Raw genomic sequence first — 15,711 nt, 5'->3', positions numbered from 1 at the left:
CCCTGGGGCTTTACCCCATACCCCTATGGGGTATATAGTCGGCCGTGTCGGCACCGCGCCGGCGCTTATCACCGAAGGAGAGGCACATGGCGAACTACGAAGCAGGAACCGAGCTGACCTGTGGTCACGAGGGCTGCGGCTGCCGGGTCCGGATCGAATCCGCATGCCACTGCGAGGGTGCAGGAGCGGCCTACCGCTGCACCTGCGGTGACGAGCTGGTCCCCGTCAGCAACTGAGGACAGGCGCCGGTGGCGCACTTGCGGCCGTGCGTCACCGGACGCCTTCTTTGGCGAACACCACCCGCAGCACGTGGCCCAGTTCCGGGCCCATCACCGTCGCGGCCAGCTCACACAGCGTCGCCACGAAATCCGGGCCGTGCGGCGGCCGGACGTCGCACAGATGGTGGGCGATCTCGTGCAACACCACCAATTCCCGTAGTGCCCAGTCCCCGCCGTGTTGGTCCGGCACTGCGATGACGCCGGCCGCGCCGTGCTTTTCGTAGTGCGCCGCCGTCGCGCCGCGGCGTGCCCGCACGCGCAATGCCGCGACATCCGGCCACCGGCTTCGCACCGACGGCAGGGCCAGTACGTCGTCGACGTAGCGCTGCACCGCGGCCACCGAGCCGAAGCGGCCCTCCGGCGGAAGCGTCAACCGGGTGCCGAAGAAGTCGACGTCACCGGATCCACGCTCGGCGGCGCGATCGAACAAGGTGCGCACGAAGGCCTCCGCGGCGTAGACCCGCGCGCGCTGGGTGTCGCGCTCGGAGGGCGCGCTCACCGCTCCAACGCGGACCGCGCCACCGACAACTCGGTCTCGTCGCCCAGCCGTGCGCGCCGGCCGGCGCGGTCCCCGGCTCGTCGTGCCGCCGAGGAATACCCCGCGGAGGCCCGGGTGGCCCGCCAGGTGCCGCGTGCCTGCGAGGCGCTGCGGTAATAGTCGCGCAGCTCGATCTCCTTGTTGCGCAACGCGATCGCGGTGCCCGGCGGACGACGATCGTCGGCCTCAGCCTCCCTGCGGGCCTCCTCGCGGGCCTCGGCCAGCCGTTGGCCGACCCGGGCGCCGAAGGCGAGGTGGAAATTCAGCCGGGCAGTGATGGTCGGCGTGGGCCGATGTGCGCCGGTGGCGATGTAGGCGTCGGAAGCCCGGACCATCTGGACGACCAGGCTGGCGTAGAGGGCGTGCGTGGCGTCGATGTCCTCGGCGAAACCGTAGGCGTAGACGAAGGTGGAGTTCGATGCCACGTCGCAGCGCACGTCGTTGGCTGCGGCGATTCCCACGAACAGCTGCACGTAGGTGCGCAGGCCGCGGGCTCCGGGCGGTCCGATCGTGATGGTGCGCTGCACCGGGGTGGTGGCCCGGGTCCGGGTGGCCGAATGCGCCCGCGCCACCGCCAGATCGATCGAGGTCGCGGTGGCCAGCCGCTGCGCCGCCGCCATGAACGCGTCGGCTTCATGCGCATTGTCAGTGCCCTCGGCCTGGCGCAGCAAGGCGGCGATGCGCGCCAACATCTTGTCGTCGGTGCTCATGGCCGCAACGCTAACCGACGTCGACGACACCGCGCCGACGACGATTCACAGGTGCGCGCCGATCCAGCCCACCACGTCGTCGAGCACCTGCGCGCGCTCGGGTTCGTTGAACACCTCGTGGTAGAGATCCGGGTAGACGATCCGCCGCACATCGTCGGACCCGACACTCTCGACCAGCCTCCGGCTGCCCTCGACGGGGATCAGGCCGTCCTGCTCGCCGTGCACCACCAGCAGCGGCGCCGTGAGCGCGGCCGCCCGCGACGGCATGGTCTCGCCGACCTGGATCAGCGCCCGTGCCACACCGGCTGGCACCCGGCCGTGGTGCACCAGGGGATCGTTGTCATAGGCAGCCACCACCGCCGGATCGCGGGACACCTGGCTGCTGTCGAGCTTCTCCACCGGCAGGCCGGGGGCGACGACGCCGAGCGCTTTGGCGACGAACGCCAGCAGCGGCGATACCGTGGCCGCCATGTCCACCGCCGGCCCGGACAGCACCATCAGCTGGTAGTCGTCGGGGCGGTCGACGCCGTAGCTGAATACGATCGCCCCACCCATGCTGTGGCCGAGCACCACGCGCGGCAGTCCCGGGTGTTCGCGGGCGGCGATCCCCGCCAGCGTGTGGAAGTCACCGGTGTATTCGGCGATGTCGCGGCAGAGCACCCGCTTGCCGCCGGATCGGCCGTGCCCGCGGTGATCCAGGGCGTAGGTCACCAGTCCGGCGTCGCCGAACCGTGTCGCGACGTGGTCGTAACGGCGGGCGTGCTCACCGAAGCCGTGCGAGAGCACCACCACGGCGCGCGGGGCCGTTTCCGGTGTCCAGGTGTCGTAGACGATCCGCACTCCTCGGACACCGTCGAAGGTTCGCTCGGTGTGGGTGACGGCCATCAGGGCAGCGTAACGGGCAAACATCGGGCCCCGGTAACCTGAGGCGCCATGGGACGAGTCGAGGGCAAGGTTGCGCTGATCAGCGGCGGCGCGCGGGGCATGGGCGCCGCACACGCCCGGGCCCTGGCCGCCGAAGGCGCGAAGATCGTGATCGGCGACATCCTCGACGCCGACGGCGCCAAGCTCGCCGACGAACTCGGGCCCGACACCGCGCGGTTCGTCCGCCTCGATGTCACCCAGGCCCAGGACTGGCAGGCCGCGGTGCACAGCGCCATCGAGGAGTTCGGCAGCCTCAACGTGTTGGTGAACAACGCCGGCATCGCCAAGTACAACACCCTGGAGAACTTCGACATCGCCGCCTGGCAACAGGTCCTCGACGTGAACCTGACCGGCACCATGCTGGGCATGCAGGCAGCCGTCGCACCGATGAAGTCGGCCGGCGGCGGATCCATCATCAACATCTCCTCGGTGGAGGGGATGCGCGGCACCGCCGGGCTGCACGGCTACGTCGCGTCGAAGTGGGCGGTGCGCGGCCTGGCGAAGGCCGCCGCCGTCGAGTTGGCGCCGCACAACATCCGGATCAACAGTGTGCTGCCCGGCCTGATCCGCACCCGGATGACGATTGCCATTCCCGATGACTCCCTGCAGATACCGCTGGGCCGCGGCGCCAGTTCGGCCGAGGTCTCCACCGCGGTGGTTTTCCTGGCCTCCGACGAGTCGGCCTATATGACCGGAGCCGACCTGGTCATCGACGGCGGCCTGTCCGTGGGCATACCGCACAAGAGCTGATAAGCCACTGTTTGTCCAGTTCAACCGGGGTGCCGGGGGCCGGTGTTGTAACACGTTCCGGCGAAGTGGCTAAGATCGCCCGCATGAAGACCAAGGGCGCATTGTTGTGGGAGCTGAACTCGCCGTGGCGGGTCGACGAGATCGAGCTGGGCGACCCGGTTGACGGCGAAGTCCAGGTCCGCATGCACGCGGCGGGCATGTGCCACTCCGACTACCACCTGACCACCGGAGCCACCCCGATCGGCCTACCGGCGCTCGGCGGCCACGAGGGCGCCGGGGTCATCACCAAGGTCGGCAAGGGTGTGACCGGCCTGGAAGAGGGCGATCACGTCGTGATGGCCTTCATCCCGGCCTGCGGCTCCTGCCCGCCGTGCATGAAGGGCTTCCGTTCGCTGTGTGATCGCGGAGCGGTATTGCTCGGCGGCAAGGCCATCGCCGACGGCACCAACCGGATCCACGCCGGTTCGCATGAGGTCTCCCCGATGAACCTGCTCGGCACGTTCGCGCCCTACATGACCGTGCATCAGGACTCCGTGGTCAAGATCGACAAGGACGTGCCGTTCGAGACCGCGGCCATCATGGGTTGCGCAGTGCCCACCGGGTTCGGCTCGGCCACCAACGTCGCCGAGGTCAAGCCCGGCGAGACCGTCATCATCATCGGCGTCGGCGGCATCGGCATGAGTGCCCTGCAGGGCGCGGTCCTGTCCGGGGCACGGCGCGTCATCGCAATCGACCCGGTGGCCTTCAAGCGCGACCAAGCCGTCAAGTTCGGCGCTACCCACGTGTATCCCTCGATGGCCGAGGCGATCATGCCGGTCATGGAGGAGACCTGGGGCCTGATGGCCGACAAGGTGATCATCGCGGTCGGCGACATGAAGGGCGAGTACATCGAAGAGGCGCTGACCTTGACCGCCAAGACCGGCACCTGCGTGGTCACCGGCATGGGCTCGATGGTCGACGCCGACGTCAAGCTGAACCTGTTCCTGTTCACCATGTTGCAGAAGACGTTGAAGGGCAACATCTTCGGCGGCGGCAGCTCGCACATCGAGACGCCGCGGCTGGTCGGCCTCTACAAGTCCGGGCTGCTCAAGATCGACGAGATGATCACCACCACCTACAAGCTCGAGGACATCAACGACGGCTATGCCGACATGGTCGACGGCAAGAACATTCGCGGCGTCATCACGTTCGACGAGTCCGATTGGTAGTCACAGGATCGGCCGGCCTCCGGTGACGGCCAGCCGCGCCCCGGAGATGTAGCTGGCGTCGTCGGAGGCCAGCAGCACGTAGCTGGACGCGAGTTCGGCCGGTTGGCCGGCGCGGCCCAGCGGCACGTTGTCGCCGAAGGACGCGACGGCATCCGGCGGCAGGGTCGACGGAATCAGTGGAGTCCAGATCGGGCCCGGCGCAACACTGTTCACCCGGATTCCCCGCTCGCCGAGCAGCTGAGCAAGACTCGCCGAGAAGTTCGCGATCGCCGCTTTGGTCGCCGCGTACGGGGCCAGCGTGGGGTTGGGGGTGTCGGAGTTGACCGAGGAACTGCCGATAATCGACGAGCCGGCGCCCATATGCGGCAGTGCCGCCTTGACCAGGTAGAAGTAGGCCCCGATGTTGAGCCGAAAGGTGTAGTCCCATTCCTCGTCGCTGATCTCGTCGATGCTGGGATGACTCATCTGATAGGCGGCGTTGTTGACCAGCACATCGATACCGCCGAACGCTGCGGCCGCGCGGTCGACGACATCCCGGCAGTGCTTCGGGTCGGACAGATCGCCGCGGACCAGCACGCATTTGCGGCCCGCGTCTTCGACGTAGCGGGCGGTGTCGCGGGCGTCCTCATCCTCATCGAGGTAAGCGATGAGCACGTCGGCGCCCTCGCGCGCGAACGCGATCGCCACGGCACGGCCGATGCCGCTGTCGCCGCCGGTGATGACCGCGCGTTTGCCGGCCAGCTTGGCGGAGCCCTGATAGCTGGTTTCGCCGCAGTCGGGGACCGGCCGCATCTGGCTCTGGACCCCGGGCGGAGACTGCTGCTGTTCGGGAAAACCCATCGGCGGCCCTTCCTACTGAGGGCCGCGGCGAGGGCCGGCCATGTCGGGGTCGTCATCAGCCGGGGGCTCCGGGTCGCGCCATTCCTCGACCCTGCTGGGTCGATTGCCTTGCAGCGTGCCGCGTAGTTCGGCCTTGAGCTGGTCGTCTTCCCGCGGGCTGTGTTTTGCGCTTTCACGTTCCATCGCGGATCACCTGCCTGCTTGTCGAACGGATTGCCGCCTGCAGCGCGTACCCGAAGAGCGGGGAAGGTAATCATCGGGCACGCGCTAGCCTTGGTGGTCATGACCGGCGTGCTCGATGTGCGGCGGGCCGCCGACCGGGCGGTCACCCGGGCACCGTGGTTGACCTCGCGGCATTCGTTCTCGTTCAACGACTACTACGACCCGGACAACACCCACCACGGGCTGCTGCTGGTCAACAACGACGACATCGTGGACCCGGCTTCGGGGTTTGCCACCCACCCGCACCGCGACGCCGAGATCGTCACCTGGGTGCTGTCGGGCGAGTTGACCCACCGCGATTCGCTCGGAAACTCGGGGGTGATCCGCCCCGGGCTGGCCCAGCGCATGTCGGCCGGCACCGGCATCGCGCATTCGGAGCGCAACGAATCAGACAGTGCGCCCGTGCATTTCGTTCAGATGTGGATCATGCCCGACACCCCGGGACGCACCCCGGGTTATCAACAGGAGGAGATCGGCGACGCGCTGGCCGGCGGTGGTCTTGTCACCGTCGCCTCCGGCAGGGACCCGGCGGCGGCGATCACCATCGGCAACGCCGACGCCACGCTGTACGCCGCCCGGCTGCAACCCGGCGGCAGCGTCGAATTGCCCGACGCCCCTTACGTGCACCTATTCGTCGCGCTCGGCCGGGCCGACCTGGAGGGTGCCGGCGAGCTGGATGCCGGTGACGCGGTCCGCCTCACCGGCGGTGGCGGTCAACGGGTGCGCGCCGCAGCGCCGGCCGAGATCCTGATCTGGCAGATGCACGCACTGCTCGGCGGCTGATCATCGGGTCACCGATCCGGCACCGACGCGGCACAGTCCGATTACGGCGTGCTACCCCGGTGGTTTCTGTGGCTAGCCTCAGAACTTGGTGTCAGTCGGGACGGAGCCGAAGGGACAAACAGTGTCGACTCCAGTGGCTTTCGCGCGTCGGCTGGCGGCTGGCTGCAGCGCGGTACTGCTGTGCGCCGCCCTGGCGATCGGTCCCGGCCAGCCGACTGCGCGGGCCGCCGCCCAGGACCAGTTGGCCGCCGCGATCGCCCGCACCCCGGGCTCCTACGTGGTCTACAACTTCGGCGCCGGGCATCCCGCGCCGATGCTCAACGCCGCCGGCGACTGGTATGAGATGTCCGGCGGCGGGCACCTGGTCGTGCTCAAGGCGGCCTCGCAGCGCATCGAGCCGCACCTGCTGGTCGACAGTCACAGCGGCGTGCAGAGCCGCTGCGAACGCGATCCGCGGGCCCGCACCGGCGAGGGCCTGTTGCAAGCCTCGGAGCTGTACACCCCGCTGCAGGCCTGGCAGGCGCTGGGCCGGCCGATGGTGGCGATCAACGCCAACTTCTTCGACATCCGCGGCCAGCGCGGCGGCTCCTGGCGGACCACCAAGTGCAGTTCACCGCTGGGCGTCTACGTGGACAACACCCGCGGCAAGGGCCGGGCCAATGTCGCGGTCACCGGCACCATCCCCTACGCCGGCAAGCAGGGACTGTCCGGCGGCAATGAGCACTGGTCGACGCTGACCACGATGATCCTGCCGACCCGCGGTGCACCGTATGTGTTGTGGCCGCGCGGCGGCCGCGACGGCGGGGACTACGACGCGGCCGGCCCCACGGTCACCGGCCTGGTGGAACGCGGGGACCGGTTCGTCGCGGTGAGCGGGCTGGGTCTGCTGGCGCCCGGCGTCACCGGGCAACTCAACGACGGCGGGCCCAGCGCGGCGCGCACCGCGCTGGGCTATTCGCGGGCCAAGGACGAGATGTACATCTTCCAGGGCGGGCACTACACCCCGGACAACATGCAGGACCTGTTCCGCGGCCTGGGCAGCGATCACGCCGTCCTGCTCGACGGCGGTTCGTCGTCGGCGGTCGTGCTGCGCCGCGACGCCGGCGGCATGTGGACCGGTGCCGGGGTACCGCGCGGGTCGTGCGACACCGCCCAGGTGCTGTGCGATGCCCACGAACGAGCGCTGCCCAGCTGGTTGGCGTTCAATTAACGGCAGGCTGCTGCCATTTCAGGGCATGTCGACCTTGGCGGCCAGCCAGCGGCCGTTCACCTTCTCCATCGTCATCACGATGCGACTGCGGTCGAGCTTCGGCTCCGGAGAGGCCTTGTTGCTCACCGACTGATCGATGAACAGCATCACCTCGACCTTGTTCTTGGCCGCGGACTTGACCGCGGCGTCGATGACGGTGCCGTGCGCGGCGGCCTTGTTGTCGATCAGCAGTTGGCGCAGCTGCTCGCTGGAGGCGGCATACATGTTCTTGAATTCGCCGGTGGCCCCGTCGAGGACCTCGGCGAAGTTCTTGTCGATCGCGCCCGGGTCCACCCCGGTCAGCACCAGGGTGTACTTCTCGGCGGCGTCGAGCGCCTGCGCGGCGGCCACCGCGCGCTGATGATGCGCGAACAGTAGCCAGCCCTCGTAGCCCGCGCCGATCAGGCCGAGTCCCAACACCGCCGCGGCGATCCACCGCCGCCGCGACCCGCGCGGGCCGGCATCAGCATCGACCGGCTGCGGTTCGTCGGTTGCCGTTTCGACGACGGCATCGTCTTCGACCGCAGCTTCGACGTGATCATCGGCCGAATCCGTCTGCTCCGACACGTGACCGAACCTACCGCAGCCCGCAGCGGCGGGCGCTCAGGTGCAGGCCCCGGAATTCCGCAACGCGTCGCCCCACCCGGCGGCGGAATCGATATGGGGACGAGTGAAGCCGGCCGGCTGCTTCTTGCGCATGCTGTCGGCGATGCGGGACAACTGGAACAGCACCCCGGTCAGCTGCTCGCCGCCGTAGATCGGGGAATACGGCCCGTAGTTGTCGGGGGTGTTGCGGATTGTCAGCGGCTGCAGCCGCGGCCCCAGGAAACCGGTCGACCGGTCGATGTTGGCCACCACTGCATCGGCCTGCGGTTGCACTTCGGCGTAGACGTCGTGGTGGGCGCCCAGGCTGCGGTTGAAGGCGTTGATCTGGCCCAGCAACGGGTCGAACTGCGCGTTGAACCACTGGCACGAGTCCGACATGCCGCCGATCATCTCGGGGGTGACCTGGTAGGTGAACGTGTTGTACGGCCAAAAGTCCATATGCGGCGACCAGTCGGTGGGAGTGGGCGTGAACACCGGAAGCGCGGGCGGCTGGTCGGGGTCGGCGACGGCGGATCCCGGCGCCGCCAGGACCCCGGTTGCCGTCGCGGCCGCCGTCACGCCGGCGGCGATCCCCGCCCACCATCTCCGCATCGGCATCTCCCCGCGCTCGGCCGTTCTCCAGCGTCGAGTATCGCCACCGCCGCCGCGGGCGGGGCGCTGAATCGGCGAAATCGCTGCTACCGGTGAGTAACCCGGCCATAACCCGAGTCATGTTGGCCGAAGCGCCCCTGCCGGGCCGTGGTGTCCGACATCATGACCGGATGAAAGGCCGCGCTGACGTCTGATGAGTTCTCTTCGGACCGTCGCGGTGCACCTCCCACCGGTTCCTTCACCCGTTGGCGCCGGAATCGCCGAACCCTACCTTGGAGTAAGAACGGTGGCTACCATGTCCGCCATGGATCATCGGACCAGCGTGGAATTGTCGGCGTTCGGTGACCACAAGTGCATGATCGGCGACCGATGACTACCCAGGACGAACGGGAATTCGCCGAGGAGGCGCCCCTCGACGGGGTCGCCGCCATCGAGGACTGGGCGGTCGGCTACGTCCAGCGCCACCCGCTGGCCGCGCTGACCACCGTCGGTGAACAGTGCGTGCTGGCGGTGCGCACCGTGCAGTACTTCTTCACCGACCTGTTCAGCGGCCGGTTCCAGTGGGGCGAGTTCGTCCGGCAGGCCGCGTTCATGGCCAACACCGCGGTGCTGCCGACGATCCTGGTGGCGCTGCCGATCGGGGTGACGCTGTCGATTCAGTTCGCGCTGCTGGCCAACCAGGTCGGGGCGACCTCACTGGCCGGCGCGGCCGCCGGGCTGGCCGTCATCCGCCAAGCCGCCTCGCTGGTGGCGGCGATGCTGATGGCCGCCGCGGTCGGCTCGGCCATCACCGCCGATCTGGGCTCGCGCACCATGCGGGAGGAGACCGACGCCATGGAGGTGATGGGCGTCTCGGTGATCCGCCGCCTGGTGGTCCCGCGCTTCGGCGCGGCCATCATGATCGGCGTCGCGCTGACCGGGATCACCTGCTTCGTCGGCTTTTTGGCCAGCTACCTGTTCAACGTCTACTTCCAGAAGGGTGCGCCCGGCAGCTTCGTGGCGACATTCTCCTCGTTCGCCACCACCGGCGACATGATCGTCGCGCTGATCAAGGCGGTGGTCTACGGCGCGATCGTCGCGGTGGTGTCCTGCCAGAAGGGACTGTCCACCCGGGGCGGGCCGGCCGGGGTGGCCAACTCGGTGAACGCTTCGGTGGTCGAGGCGATCCTGGTGCTGATGATCGTCAACGTCGCCATCAGCGAGCTCTACAACGTGCTGTATCCGCGGACGGGGCTGTAAGAGATGACCGTCTCTCCGTATGTCCCGGCGATCGCGCGTCCGCTGCTGCGCGCCTACCGGATGGCATCCGGCCCCACCATCCGGCTGGGCCACATGCTGGTTTTCTTCGGCCGCGCCGCGGCCGGTGTCCCGACTGTGCTGCGGCACTATCGCAAGGAGTTCCTGCGGCTGCTCTCCGATATCGCCTGGGGCAACGGCTCCATCGTGGTCGGCGGGGGCACCGCCGGGGTGGCCGTGGTGCTCGGCTTCACCGCCGGCGCGCTGGTGGCGATCGAGGGCTATAACTTCTTGAATCTGCTCGGCCTGGGACCGGCGACGGGGATCATCTCCTCGTTGGTCAACACCCGCGAGCTGGCGCCGATCATGGCGTCGCTGGCGTTTGCCATGCAGGCCGGCTGCCGGTTCACTGCGCAGCTCGGCGCGATGCGGATCGCCGAGGAGATCGACGCGCTGGATTCGATCGCGATCCGCCCGATCCCGTTCCTGGTCACCACCCGGCTGCTGGCCGCGACCATCGCGGTGATCCCGCTGTATGTGGCCTGCCTGGCGATCACCTACCTGACCTGTCAGGTGGTCACCGGCATCATCGGCGGCGGGTCCATCGGCCCGTACCTGCACTACTTCACGATGATGCTGAGCGGCAAGGACATCGTCTACTCGGTGCTCAAGTGTGTGGTGTTCGTGTGGCTGGCCTCCACCGTGCAGTGTTACTACGGCTTCTACGCCTCCGGCGGGCCGGAAGGTGTCGGGGTGGCCGCCGGCCGCGCCATGCGGGCCTCCATCACGATCGTGATCATGGTCAACATGCTGCTGACCATGGCGTTGTGGAGCATCGACGCCGGCGCAAGGTTCGGTGGCTGATGGGCAACTCCCTCGACACCGACGGGCGCGGGCCCTCCGAACGCCAACTGCTGGGCGCCGGGGTCGCGGTCCTCGTCGTGATCGCGCTGGCCACCGCGGGCCTGCTGGCCAAGTCCACCGGCATGCTCAACAACTACGTGCGGGTGGTGGCCGACCTGATCAACGTCGGCGACGGGCTGCCCGCCCAGTCCGACGTCAAGTATCACGGCCTGCTGGTGGGCAGCGTCACCGACGTGATCCCGGCGGCCTACGGCCAACCCAACTATGTGCACATCAACCTCAAACCCGGCTACGCCAAGGACATCCCGGCCTCGGTGACCGCCCTGGTGGTGCCGTCGAACGTCTTCGCGGTGTCGTCCATTCAGCTGGTCGACTCCGACGCCGCCGGCGGGTCGATGATTCGCGACGGCACGCACATCCCCGAGAACGGTGACCTGTCGACGGTGATCTTCCAGACCACCATCTCCAAACTCCGCGACATCCTGGCCGCCACCGGCCGCGGCCGCGAGGACCACAGCCTGGGCATCCTGGCCGCCGTCGGCGCAGCCACCGACAACCGGCGCGTCAAGCTGCTGGGCGCCGGGGCGAACCTGTCGCGGCTGCTGGATCAGCTCAACGGCATCGTCGCCACCGAGCCCGGCCCGTCGACGGTCTCGGCGCTGCTCGACGCCACCCGCGGCCTGCAAGCAAGCGCCCCCGACCTGGTCGACGCCCTGCACCAGGCCGTGGAGCCGATGCGAGCGTTCGCCGAAAAGCGCGCCGAGCTGGCCTCGTTGGTCGCCGGCAGCCAGCACACCGTCGGCGTCACCCGCGAAGCCCTCGACAACCACACCGATCAGCTGATCCAGATCACCCATGACCTCACGCCCGTCATCGGCGTGCTGGCCAACAACGCCGACAAGTTTGTTCCGATCTTCACCCGGGTCAACCGGCTCTCCGACAAGTTCTTCGACCAGCTCTACGATCCCAAGTTGGTCACCAGGAACATGCGCGCCAACCTGTCCTTCACCCCGATGCACACCTACACCCGAGCGGACTGCCCGCAGTACGGCGACGTGAAGGGCCCGAGCTGCTTCACCGCGCCGATGATCTCGGTGCGCCCCGAGCTGCCCGAGAACATGCTGCCGCAGAACTACAACTTCCCCGCCGGCCTGGAGCCACCGGCGGGCACCGAGATCGGCCCCGACGGGAAGCTGCGCGCCGTCGGGCCGCCGCTGGTCGACCCCAACCGCAGCCTCGAGGACACCAACCCTCCGCTGCCGTGGTGGACCGGGCCCTTCCCGCGGGTGCCCAGCACCGCCGACCCGCTCGACCCTGCTCCCCCGCCCCCGCCGAGCCCGATCATCCCGGTCCAGCCGCACGCCCCGGAGTGGCAGCCGGCGGCGCCGGCGTCCTTCGGCGGCAATGTGGGGCCGGTCGGCAGTCAGACCGAACGCAACCAGCTCGGTCTGATCACCGGGCTTGTCACCGGTCAGAGCGAGCCGGCCTCGGTGGCCACCCAGCTGCTGCTCGGTCCGGTCGCGCGCGGCTCGGCGGTCTCGTTCGTCCCGGCACCGGCGAAAGGCGGTGGCCACAAGTGAGATTCCGGGGCCCCTTGGTCGGGCTGTCCCTGTTCATGGTCATCTCGATGGTGTTGACCTGGCTGGTGTATGCCACGCTGCGCCGTGACGTGGCCGGCGCGACGACGCCCTACGCGGCGGTGTTCACCGACGTCTACGGGCTGCGCGAGGGCGACGACGTCCGGATGGCCGGGGTCCGGGTGGGCCGGGTCGAGAAGGTCGAACTGGACGGGAAGCTGGCGAAGGTCTCGTTCATCGTCCAAAGCGACCAGAAGCTGTACGGCAACACCGTCGCGTCGGTGACGTATCAGAACATCATCGGGCAGCGCTACCTCGGGCTGTCGCTGGGCGAAGCCGGTGGCCCCGCCGGCCAGGAGACGGTACTGCCCCCCGGCAGCGTGCTCGGCGTCGAACGCACCGAACCGTCCTTCGACGTCGGCGCCCTGCTCAACGGCTTCAAACCGCTGATGTCGCTGCTGAACCCCAAACAGGCCGACGATCTGACCCGGGGTGTGCTGCAGTCCCTGCAGGGGGACCGGGCGTCGATCACGGCACTGGTCGATCAGTCGTCGACGCTGACCGCAACGCTGGCCGGACGCGACGAGGTGCTCGGGGGTCTCATCACCAGCCTCAACAAGCTGACCGGCACCATCGCCGAGCAGAACGATCAGCTCGACCATGCGCTGACCCAGGCGCGCACGGCGGTCGCCGACCTCGACGCGCGCCGCCCGGCGCTGCAGTCCTCGGTCGGCTCCCTGGCCCAGGTCACCCGGCAGCTCTCGACGATCGCCGACGAGGTATTCGGATCGCTGGAGGAGATGATCAACCGGGAGCCCGGGTTCACCAAGCACATGGCCGGGATCGAGCCGCAGCTGGCGTTCACCGGCGCCAACCTGCCCCTGGTGCTCAAGGGCCTGGGCCGGGCGTTCGGAGACGGCGCCTACGGCAACGCCTACCTGTGCGATCTGAATGCGACCGGCTTCTTCCCCGGCTTCAACGACATCACCACGATCATCGTCAACGCGGCCACCCCGGGCAATGCCCGCCCGATAACCCGGGAGAACCTGGCGTGGCACACGCCGAGATGCAGGAACACCGCCGATGGGTAGCGCCTTGAAGTTCGTCCGTCACTGGCGCACGCGGCCGCTGGAGTCCTACAACACCACCTGGCTGGGGTTCGGGGCGCTGGTCGTGGTGGCCGTCGTCGTGGCCGCGGCACTGTTGGTCAAGGTGCTCGGCTTCGGCTACACGCGCTACACCGCGGAGTTCGCCCAGGCCGCCGCACTGGCCCCCGGCAACCCGATCGTGGTCGCGGGCATCGAGGTGGGCCGAGTATCGAGCATGCGGCTGGCCGGTGACCATGTCGAAGCCGGCCTGACGGTGCGCAATGACATCCCGCTGGGCAAGGACACCCGGGCGACGATCCAGGTGATGACCATTCTGGGCTCGCGCTATCTGCGGTTGGAGCCCGACGGCCCCGGCTCGCTGCCGGGCAAACGGATCACCCTCGCCCACACCGAGGTGCCCTACTCCCTGGAGTCGCTGCTGGAGGACGCCACCACCACGTTCGACCAGGTCGACTCCGACCAGTTCGGGCAGTCCCTAGCCGTACTCGGCCAACAATTGAGCGGGCTCCCGCCGGTGATTCCGCAAGCGATGGCCAATCTGCACGCGCTGTCCAAGATCACCGCCGACCGGCGCGATCAGCTCGGCACCCTGCTCGCCAGCACCCAGCGGGTGGCCACCACCCTGCGCAACCAGCAGACCAGCCTGGGAAACCTCGTCGACCAGGGCCAGGATTTCATCGGGGAACTGGTGGCGCGGCAGAACACCTTCCACGCCATGCTGGCTGCGCTGACCAATCTGACCGGCAACCTGAACAACGTCGTGGTCAACGACCGGGTGATGCTCGACGACATGCTGGTCAACCTGCGTTCGCTGTCGGACATGCTCGGCCAGCATGACGATCTGCTGCGCAGCCTGATCCAGTCCGCGCCGCCGCCCCTGCGGGGCCTGACCAACGCCACCGGCTACGGCCCCGGTATCGAGTTCTTCGCCGGCAACGGCATCGCGATCGACTCGTGGATGTGCGCGATCAGCGGCCGCGCCAAGCAGTTCGGCATGATCGAGTACTTCAAGGACTGCAAATGAGCGCGGCACCGGCCGTCCTCGCCGACGAGCCGATAGAAGAACCGGGCAACGGTAACGGCGACGCCGGCACCGGCCGGCGCCGCGTCCGGGCGATGCTCGCCGCCCTGATCGCCGGGGCTCTGATCGTCGCCGCCGCCGCGGCCTACTACCTGAGCCCGTTCGGCGGGCACATCACGGTCACGGCCCAATTCGACAGCGCCGCAGGGCTATACGAGGGCAACGTGGTGGCGGTGCTCGGGATGCCGGTGGGCAAGGTCAAGAAGGTCACCCCGAAGGGGGGATACGTCGAGGCCGAGTTCACCGTCGACCGCGATGTGAAGATCCCCGCCGACGTGCACGCCGTGACCATCAACACCTCGATCCTCACCGCGCGGCAGATCGAGCTGACCCCGGCGTATGCGGGCGGCCCGGTGCTGGCCGACCGCACCACCATCGGGCTGAACCGCACCCGGACACCGGTGGCATTCGATCGCGTGCTGGACATGCTCGACAAGGTCTCCAAATCGCTCGGCGGCGACGGCAAAGGCAATGGCCCGGTAGCCGATGTGATCAACGCCGGCGCCGATATCGCCGACGGCAACGGCGAAAAGATCAAATCCGCGCTGAGCGAGTTGTCGCGAGCCCTACAACTGAGCTCCGACCGCGGCGAGGCGACCGGTGATCAGTTGACCACGATCATCACCAACCTCAGCTCGCTGATGGACGCGGCGGCTCGCAATGACGCGAAGTTGCGCCAATTCGGTTCCACCACACGCCAGTTGAGTCAGATGCTGGCCAACGAGGATTTCGGGACCGGGCGTACCGGCCGCAAGTTCAACGAGATCGTCACCCAGGCGACGACGCTGCTGCAGGCCAATCGCGACCACCTCAAGCATGCCGTCCTCAACGGCGACACCGCGGTGACCACCCTGGTGGAGAAGCAGCGCGACCTGGCCGAGCTCATCAACCTGCTGCCGCTGACCTTGGAGAACATCTACAACGCCGTCGACACCAACAACGGAGCGGTCCGCCTGCACGCCCTGGCCGACAAGATTCTCGTCGACAGCCAAAGCACCAAGGAGCTGTGCAACATGATGCACCTCCGTCAACTGGGTTGCGGAACCGGGACTTTGGCCGACTACGGGCCGGACTTCGGCCTCACCTACGTCCTCGACGGCCTTTCGATGATGGGGCAGTAGACGTGAGACTACGACGCAGACGGG

At 68.3% G+C, this 15,711-nt stretch carries 18 protein-coding genes; 11 read left to right on the top strand and 7 right to left on the bottom strand.

Going from position 1 to position 15,711, the window contains the following annotated elements:
- Positions 1–86: 86 nt before the first annotated feature.
- Positions 87–236, top strand: coding sequence for a copper-binding metallothionein MymT (mymT, locus tag AC5Y4Q_RS08990; RefSeq protein WP_064921058.1), 150 nt, complete (start codon positions 87–89; stop codon positions 234–236).
- A gap of 34 nt (positions 237–270) precedes the next feature.
- On the opposite strand, the gene AC5Y4Q_RS08985 is transcribed toward mymT, so the two are convergent.
- The 3 genes from AC5Y4Q_RS08985 to AC5Y4Q_RS08975 are packed head-to-tail and all read right to left on the bottom strand — an operon-like array spanning position 271 to position 2,411.
- The gene (locus AC5Y4Q_RS08985; RefSeq protein WP_064921059.1) at positions 271–777 is read right to left on the bottom strand and encodes a TIGR04338 family metallohydrolase; all 507 of its coding nucleotides are present in this window, start codon (positions 775–777) and stop codon (positions 271–273) included.
- Positions 774–1,526: a DUF2786 domain-containing protein gene (locus tag AC5Y4Q_RS08980; protein WP_065018846.1), complete on the bottom strand. Its 753-nt coding sequence runs from the start codon at positions 1,524–1,526 to the stop codon at positions 774–776. Before AC5Y4Q_RS08980 ends, AC5Y4Q_RS08985 begins: the two co-directional genes overlap by 4 nt.
- Positions 1,527–1,571: 45 nt before the next feature.
- Complete coding sequence (locus tag AC5Y4Q_RS08975) at positions 1,572–2,411, bottom strand: alpha/beta hydrolase (RefSeq protein ID WP_064921106.1); 840 nt, start codon at positions 2,409–2,411, stop codon at positions 1,572–1,574.
- Positions 2,412–2,459: 48 nt separating this feature from the next.
- Between AC5Y4Q_RS08975 and AC5Y4Q_RS08970 the strand changes: the two genes are divergently transcribed.
- Entirely contained in the window at positions 2,460–3,200 is a 741-nt protein-coding gene (locus AC5Y4Q_RS08970; RefSeq protein ID WP_064921061.1) for a glucose 1-dehydrogenase, read from the top strand.
- Between the two features lie 83 nt (positions 3,201–3,283).
- A complete protein-coding gene (locus AC5Y4Q_RS08965; RefSeq protein ID WP_064921062.1) occupies positions 3,284–4,408 on the top strand; it encodes an NDMA-dependent alcohol dehydrogenase in 1,125 nt (374 codons plus the stop codon).
- Here AC5Y4Q_RS08965 and AC5Y4Q_RS08960 read toward each other — a convergent pair whose 3' ends face one another.
- The gene (locus AC5Y4Q_RS08960; protein ID WP_064921063.1) at positions 4,409–5,248 is read right to left on the bottom strand and encodes an SDR family oxidoreductase; all 840 of its coding nucleotides are present in this window, start codon (positions 5,246–5,248) and stop codon (positions 4,409–4,411) included.
- A gap of 12 nt (positions 5,249–5,260) precedes the next feature.
- Positions 5,261–5,431 (bottom strand): hypothetical protein, encoded by a 171-nt coding sequence (locus AC5Y4Q_RS08955; RefSeq protein ID WP_165604272.1) that lies wholly within the window; start codon positions 5,429–5,431, stop codon positions 5,261–5,263.
- Positions 5,432–5,530: 99 nt separating this feature from the next.
- Between AC5Y4Q_RS08955 and AC5Y4Q_RS08950 the strand changes: the two genes are divergently transcribed.
- Positions 5,531–6,253: a pirin family protein gene (locus AC5Y4Q_RS08950; protein WP_125225972.1), complete on the top strand. Its 723-nt coding sequence runs from the start codon at positions 5,531–5,533 to the stop codon at positions 6,251–6,253.
- Positions 6,254–6,374: 121 nt separating this feature from the next.
- Positions 6,375–7,463: a phosphodiester glycosidase family protein gene (locus AC5Y4Q_RS08945; RefSeq protein ID WP_064921065.1), complete on the top strand. Its 1,089-nt coding sequence runs from the start codon at positions 6,375–6,377 to the stop codon at positions 7,461–7,463.
- A gap of 18 nt (positions 7,464–7,481) precedes the next feature.
- On the opposite strand, the gene AC5Y4Q_RS08940 is transcribed toward AC5Y4Q_RS08945, so the two are convergent.
- Together AC5Y4Q_RS08940 and AC5Y4Q_RS08935 are read right to left on the bottom strand one after the other, a co-directional pair.
- Positions 7,482–8,069 (bottom strand): Rv1363c family protein, encoded by a 588-nt coding sequence (locus AC5Y4Q_RS08940; RefSeq protein WP_065018845.1) that lies wholly within the window; start codon positions 8,067–8,069, stop codon positions 7,482–7,484.
- A 36-nt stretch (positions 8,070–8,105) separates the two neighbouring features.
- Positions 8,106–8,699, bottom strand: coding sequence for a hypothetical protein (locus tag AC5Y4Q_RS08935; RefSeq protein ID WP_064921107.1), 594 nt, complete (start codon positions 8,697–8,699; stop codon positions 8,106–8,108).
- 369 nt (positions 8,700–9,068) lie between these two features.
- Between AC5Y4Q_RS08935 and AC5Y4Q_RS08930 the strand changes: the two genes are divergently transcribed.
- From AC5Y4Q_RS08930 to AC5Y4Q_RS08905, 6 genes are all read left to right on the top strand, one after another.
- Complete coding sequence (locus AC5Y4Q_RS08930; RefSeq protein WP_064921066.1) at positions 9,069–9,938, top strand: MlaE family ABC transporter permease; 870 nt, start codon at positions 9,069–9,071, stop codon at positions 9,936–9,938.
- A gap of 3 nt (positions 9,939–9,941) precedes the next feature.
- On the top strand, positions 9,942–10,799 hold the full coding sequence (locus AC5Y4Q_RS08925; RefSeq protein ID WP_064921067.1) for an ABC transporter permease: 858 nt from the start codon (positions 9,942–9,944) through the stop codon (positions 10,797–10,799).
- Complete coding sequence (locus AC5Y4Q_RS08920; protein ID WP_499958676.1) at positions 10,799–12,379, top strand: MlaD family protein; 1,581 nt, start codon at positions 10,799–10,801, stop codon at positions 12,377–12,379. Before AC5Y4Q_RS08925 ends, AC5Y4Q_RS08920 begins: the two co-directional genes overlap by 1 nt.
- A complete protein-coding gene (locus tag AC5Y4Q_RS08915; RefSeq protein WP_064921069.1) occupies positions 12,376–13,467 on the top strand; it encodes an MlaD family protein in 1,092 nt (363 codons plus the stop codon). The genes AC5Y4Q_RS08920 and AC5Y4Q_RS08915 overlap by 4 nt, the downstream gene beginning before the upstream one ends.
- Positions 13,460–14,509: an MCE family protein gene (locus AC5Y4Q_RS08910; protein ID WP_064921070.1), complete on the top strand. Its 1,050-nt coding sequence runs from the start codon at positions 13,460–13,462 to the stop codon at positions 14,507–14,509. Before AC5Y4Q_RS08915 ends, AC5Y4Q_RS08910 begins: the two co-directional genes overlap by 8 nt.
- A gap of 92 nt (positions 14,510–14,601) precedes the next feature.
- The gene (locus AC5Y4Q_RS08905; RefSeq protein ID WP_064921108.1) at positions 14,602–15,687 is read left to right on the top strand and encodes an MCE family protein; all 1,086 of its coding nucleotides are present in this window, start codon (positions 14,602–14,604) and stop codon (positions 15,685–15,687) included.
- The last annotated feature ends 24 nt before the right edge of the window (positions 15,688–15,711 follow it).

It is taken from the genome of Mycobacterium sp. NGS16, from assembly GCF_059813225.1.
Note: the sequence above shows the minus strand (reverse complement) of the source record. Positions and strands in the feature narration are given on the sequence as shown.

Excerpts from the sequence above, each read along its gene's own strand:
- AC5Y4Q_RS08960 (WP_064921063.1), bottom strand. The coding sequence starts at position 5,248 with ATGGGTTTTCCCGAACAGCAGCAGTCTCCGCCCGGGGTCCAGAGCCAG.
- AC5Y4Q_RS08980 (WP_065018846.1), bottom strand. The coding sequence starts at position 1,526 with ATGAGCACCGACGACAAGATGTTGGCGCGCATCGCCGCCTTGCTGCGC.
- AC5Y4Q_RS08910 (WP_064921070.1), top strand. The coding sequence starts at position 13,460 with ATGGGTAGCGCCTTGAAGTTCGTCCGTCACTGGCGCACGCGGCCGCTG.
- AC5Y4Q_RS08930 (WP_064921066.1), top strand. The coding sequence starts at position 9,069 with ATGACTACCCAGGACGAACGGGAATTCGCCGAGGAGGCGCCCCTCGAC.
- AC5Y4Q_RS08935 (WP_064921107.1), bottom strand. The coding sequence starts at position 8,699 with ATGCGGAGATGGTGGGCGGGGATCGCCGCCGGCGTGACGGCGGCCGCG.
- AC5Y4Q_RS08905 (WP_064921108.1), top strand. The coding sequence starts at position 14,602 with ATGCTCGCCGCCCTGATCGCCGGGGCTCTGATCGTCGCCGCCGCCGCG.
- mymT (WP_064921058.1), top strand. The coding sequence starts at position 87 with ATGGCGAACTACGAAGCAGGAACCGAGCTGACCTGTGGTCACGAGGGC.
- AC5Y4Q_RS08920 (WP_499958676.1), top strand. The coding sequence starts at position 10,799 with ATGGGCAACTCCCTCGACACCGACGGGCGCGGGCCCTCCGAACGCCAA.
- AC5Y4Q_RS08965 (WP_064921062.1), top strand. The coding sequence starts at position 3,284 with ATGAAGACCAAGGGCGCATTGTTGTGGGAGCTGAACTCGCCGTGGCGG.
- AC5Y4Q_RS08975 (WP_064921106.1), bottom strand. The coding sequence starts at position 2,411 with ATGGCCGTCACCCACACCGAGCGAACCTTCGACGGTGTCCGAGGAGTG.
- AC5Y4Q_RS08955 (WP_165604272.1), bottom strand. The coding sequence starts at position 5,431 with ATGGAACGTGAAAGCGCAAAACACAGCCCGCGGGAAGACGACCAGCTC.
- AC5Y4Q_RS08950 (WP_125225972.1), top strand. The coding sequence starts at position 5,531 with ATGACCGGCGTGCTCGATGTGCGGCGGGCCGCCGACCGGGCGGTCACC.
- AC5Y4Q_RS08925 (WP_064921067.1), top strand. The coding sequence starts at position 9,942 with ATGACCGTCTCTCCGTATGTCCCGGCGATCGCGCGTCCGCTGCTGCGC.
- AC5Y4Q_RS08970 (WP_064921061.1), top strand. The coding sequence starts at position 2,460 with ATGGGACGAGTCGAGGGCAAGGTTGCGCTGATCAGCGGCGGCGCGCGG.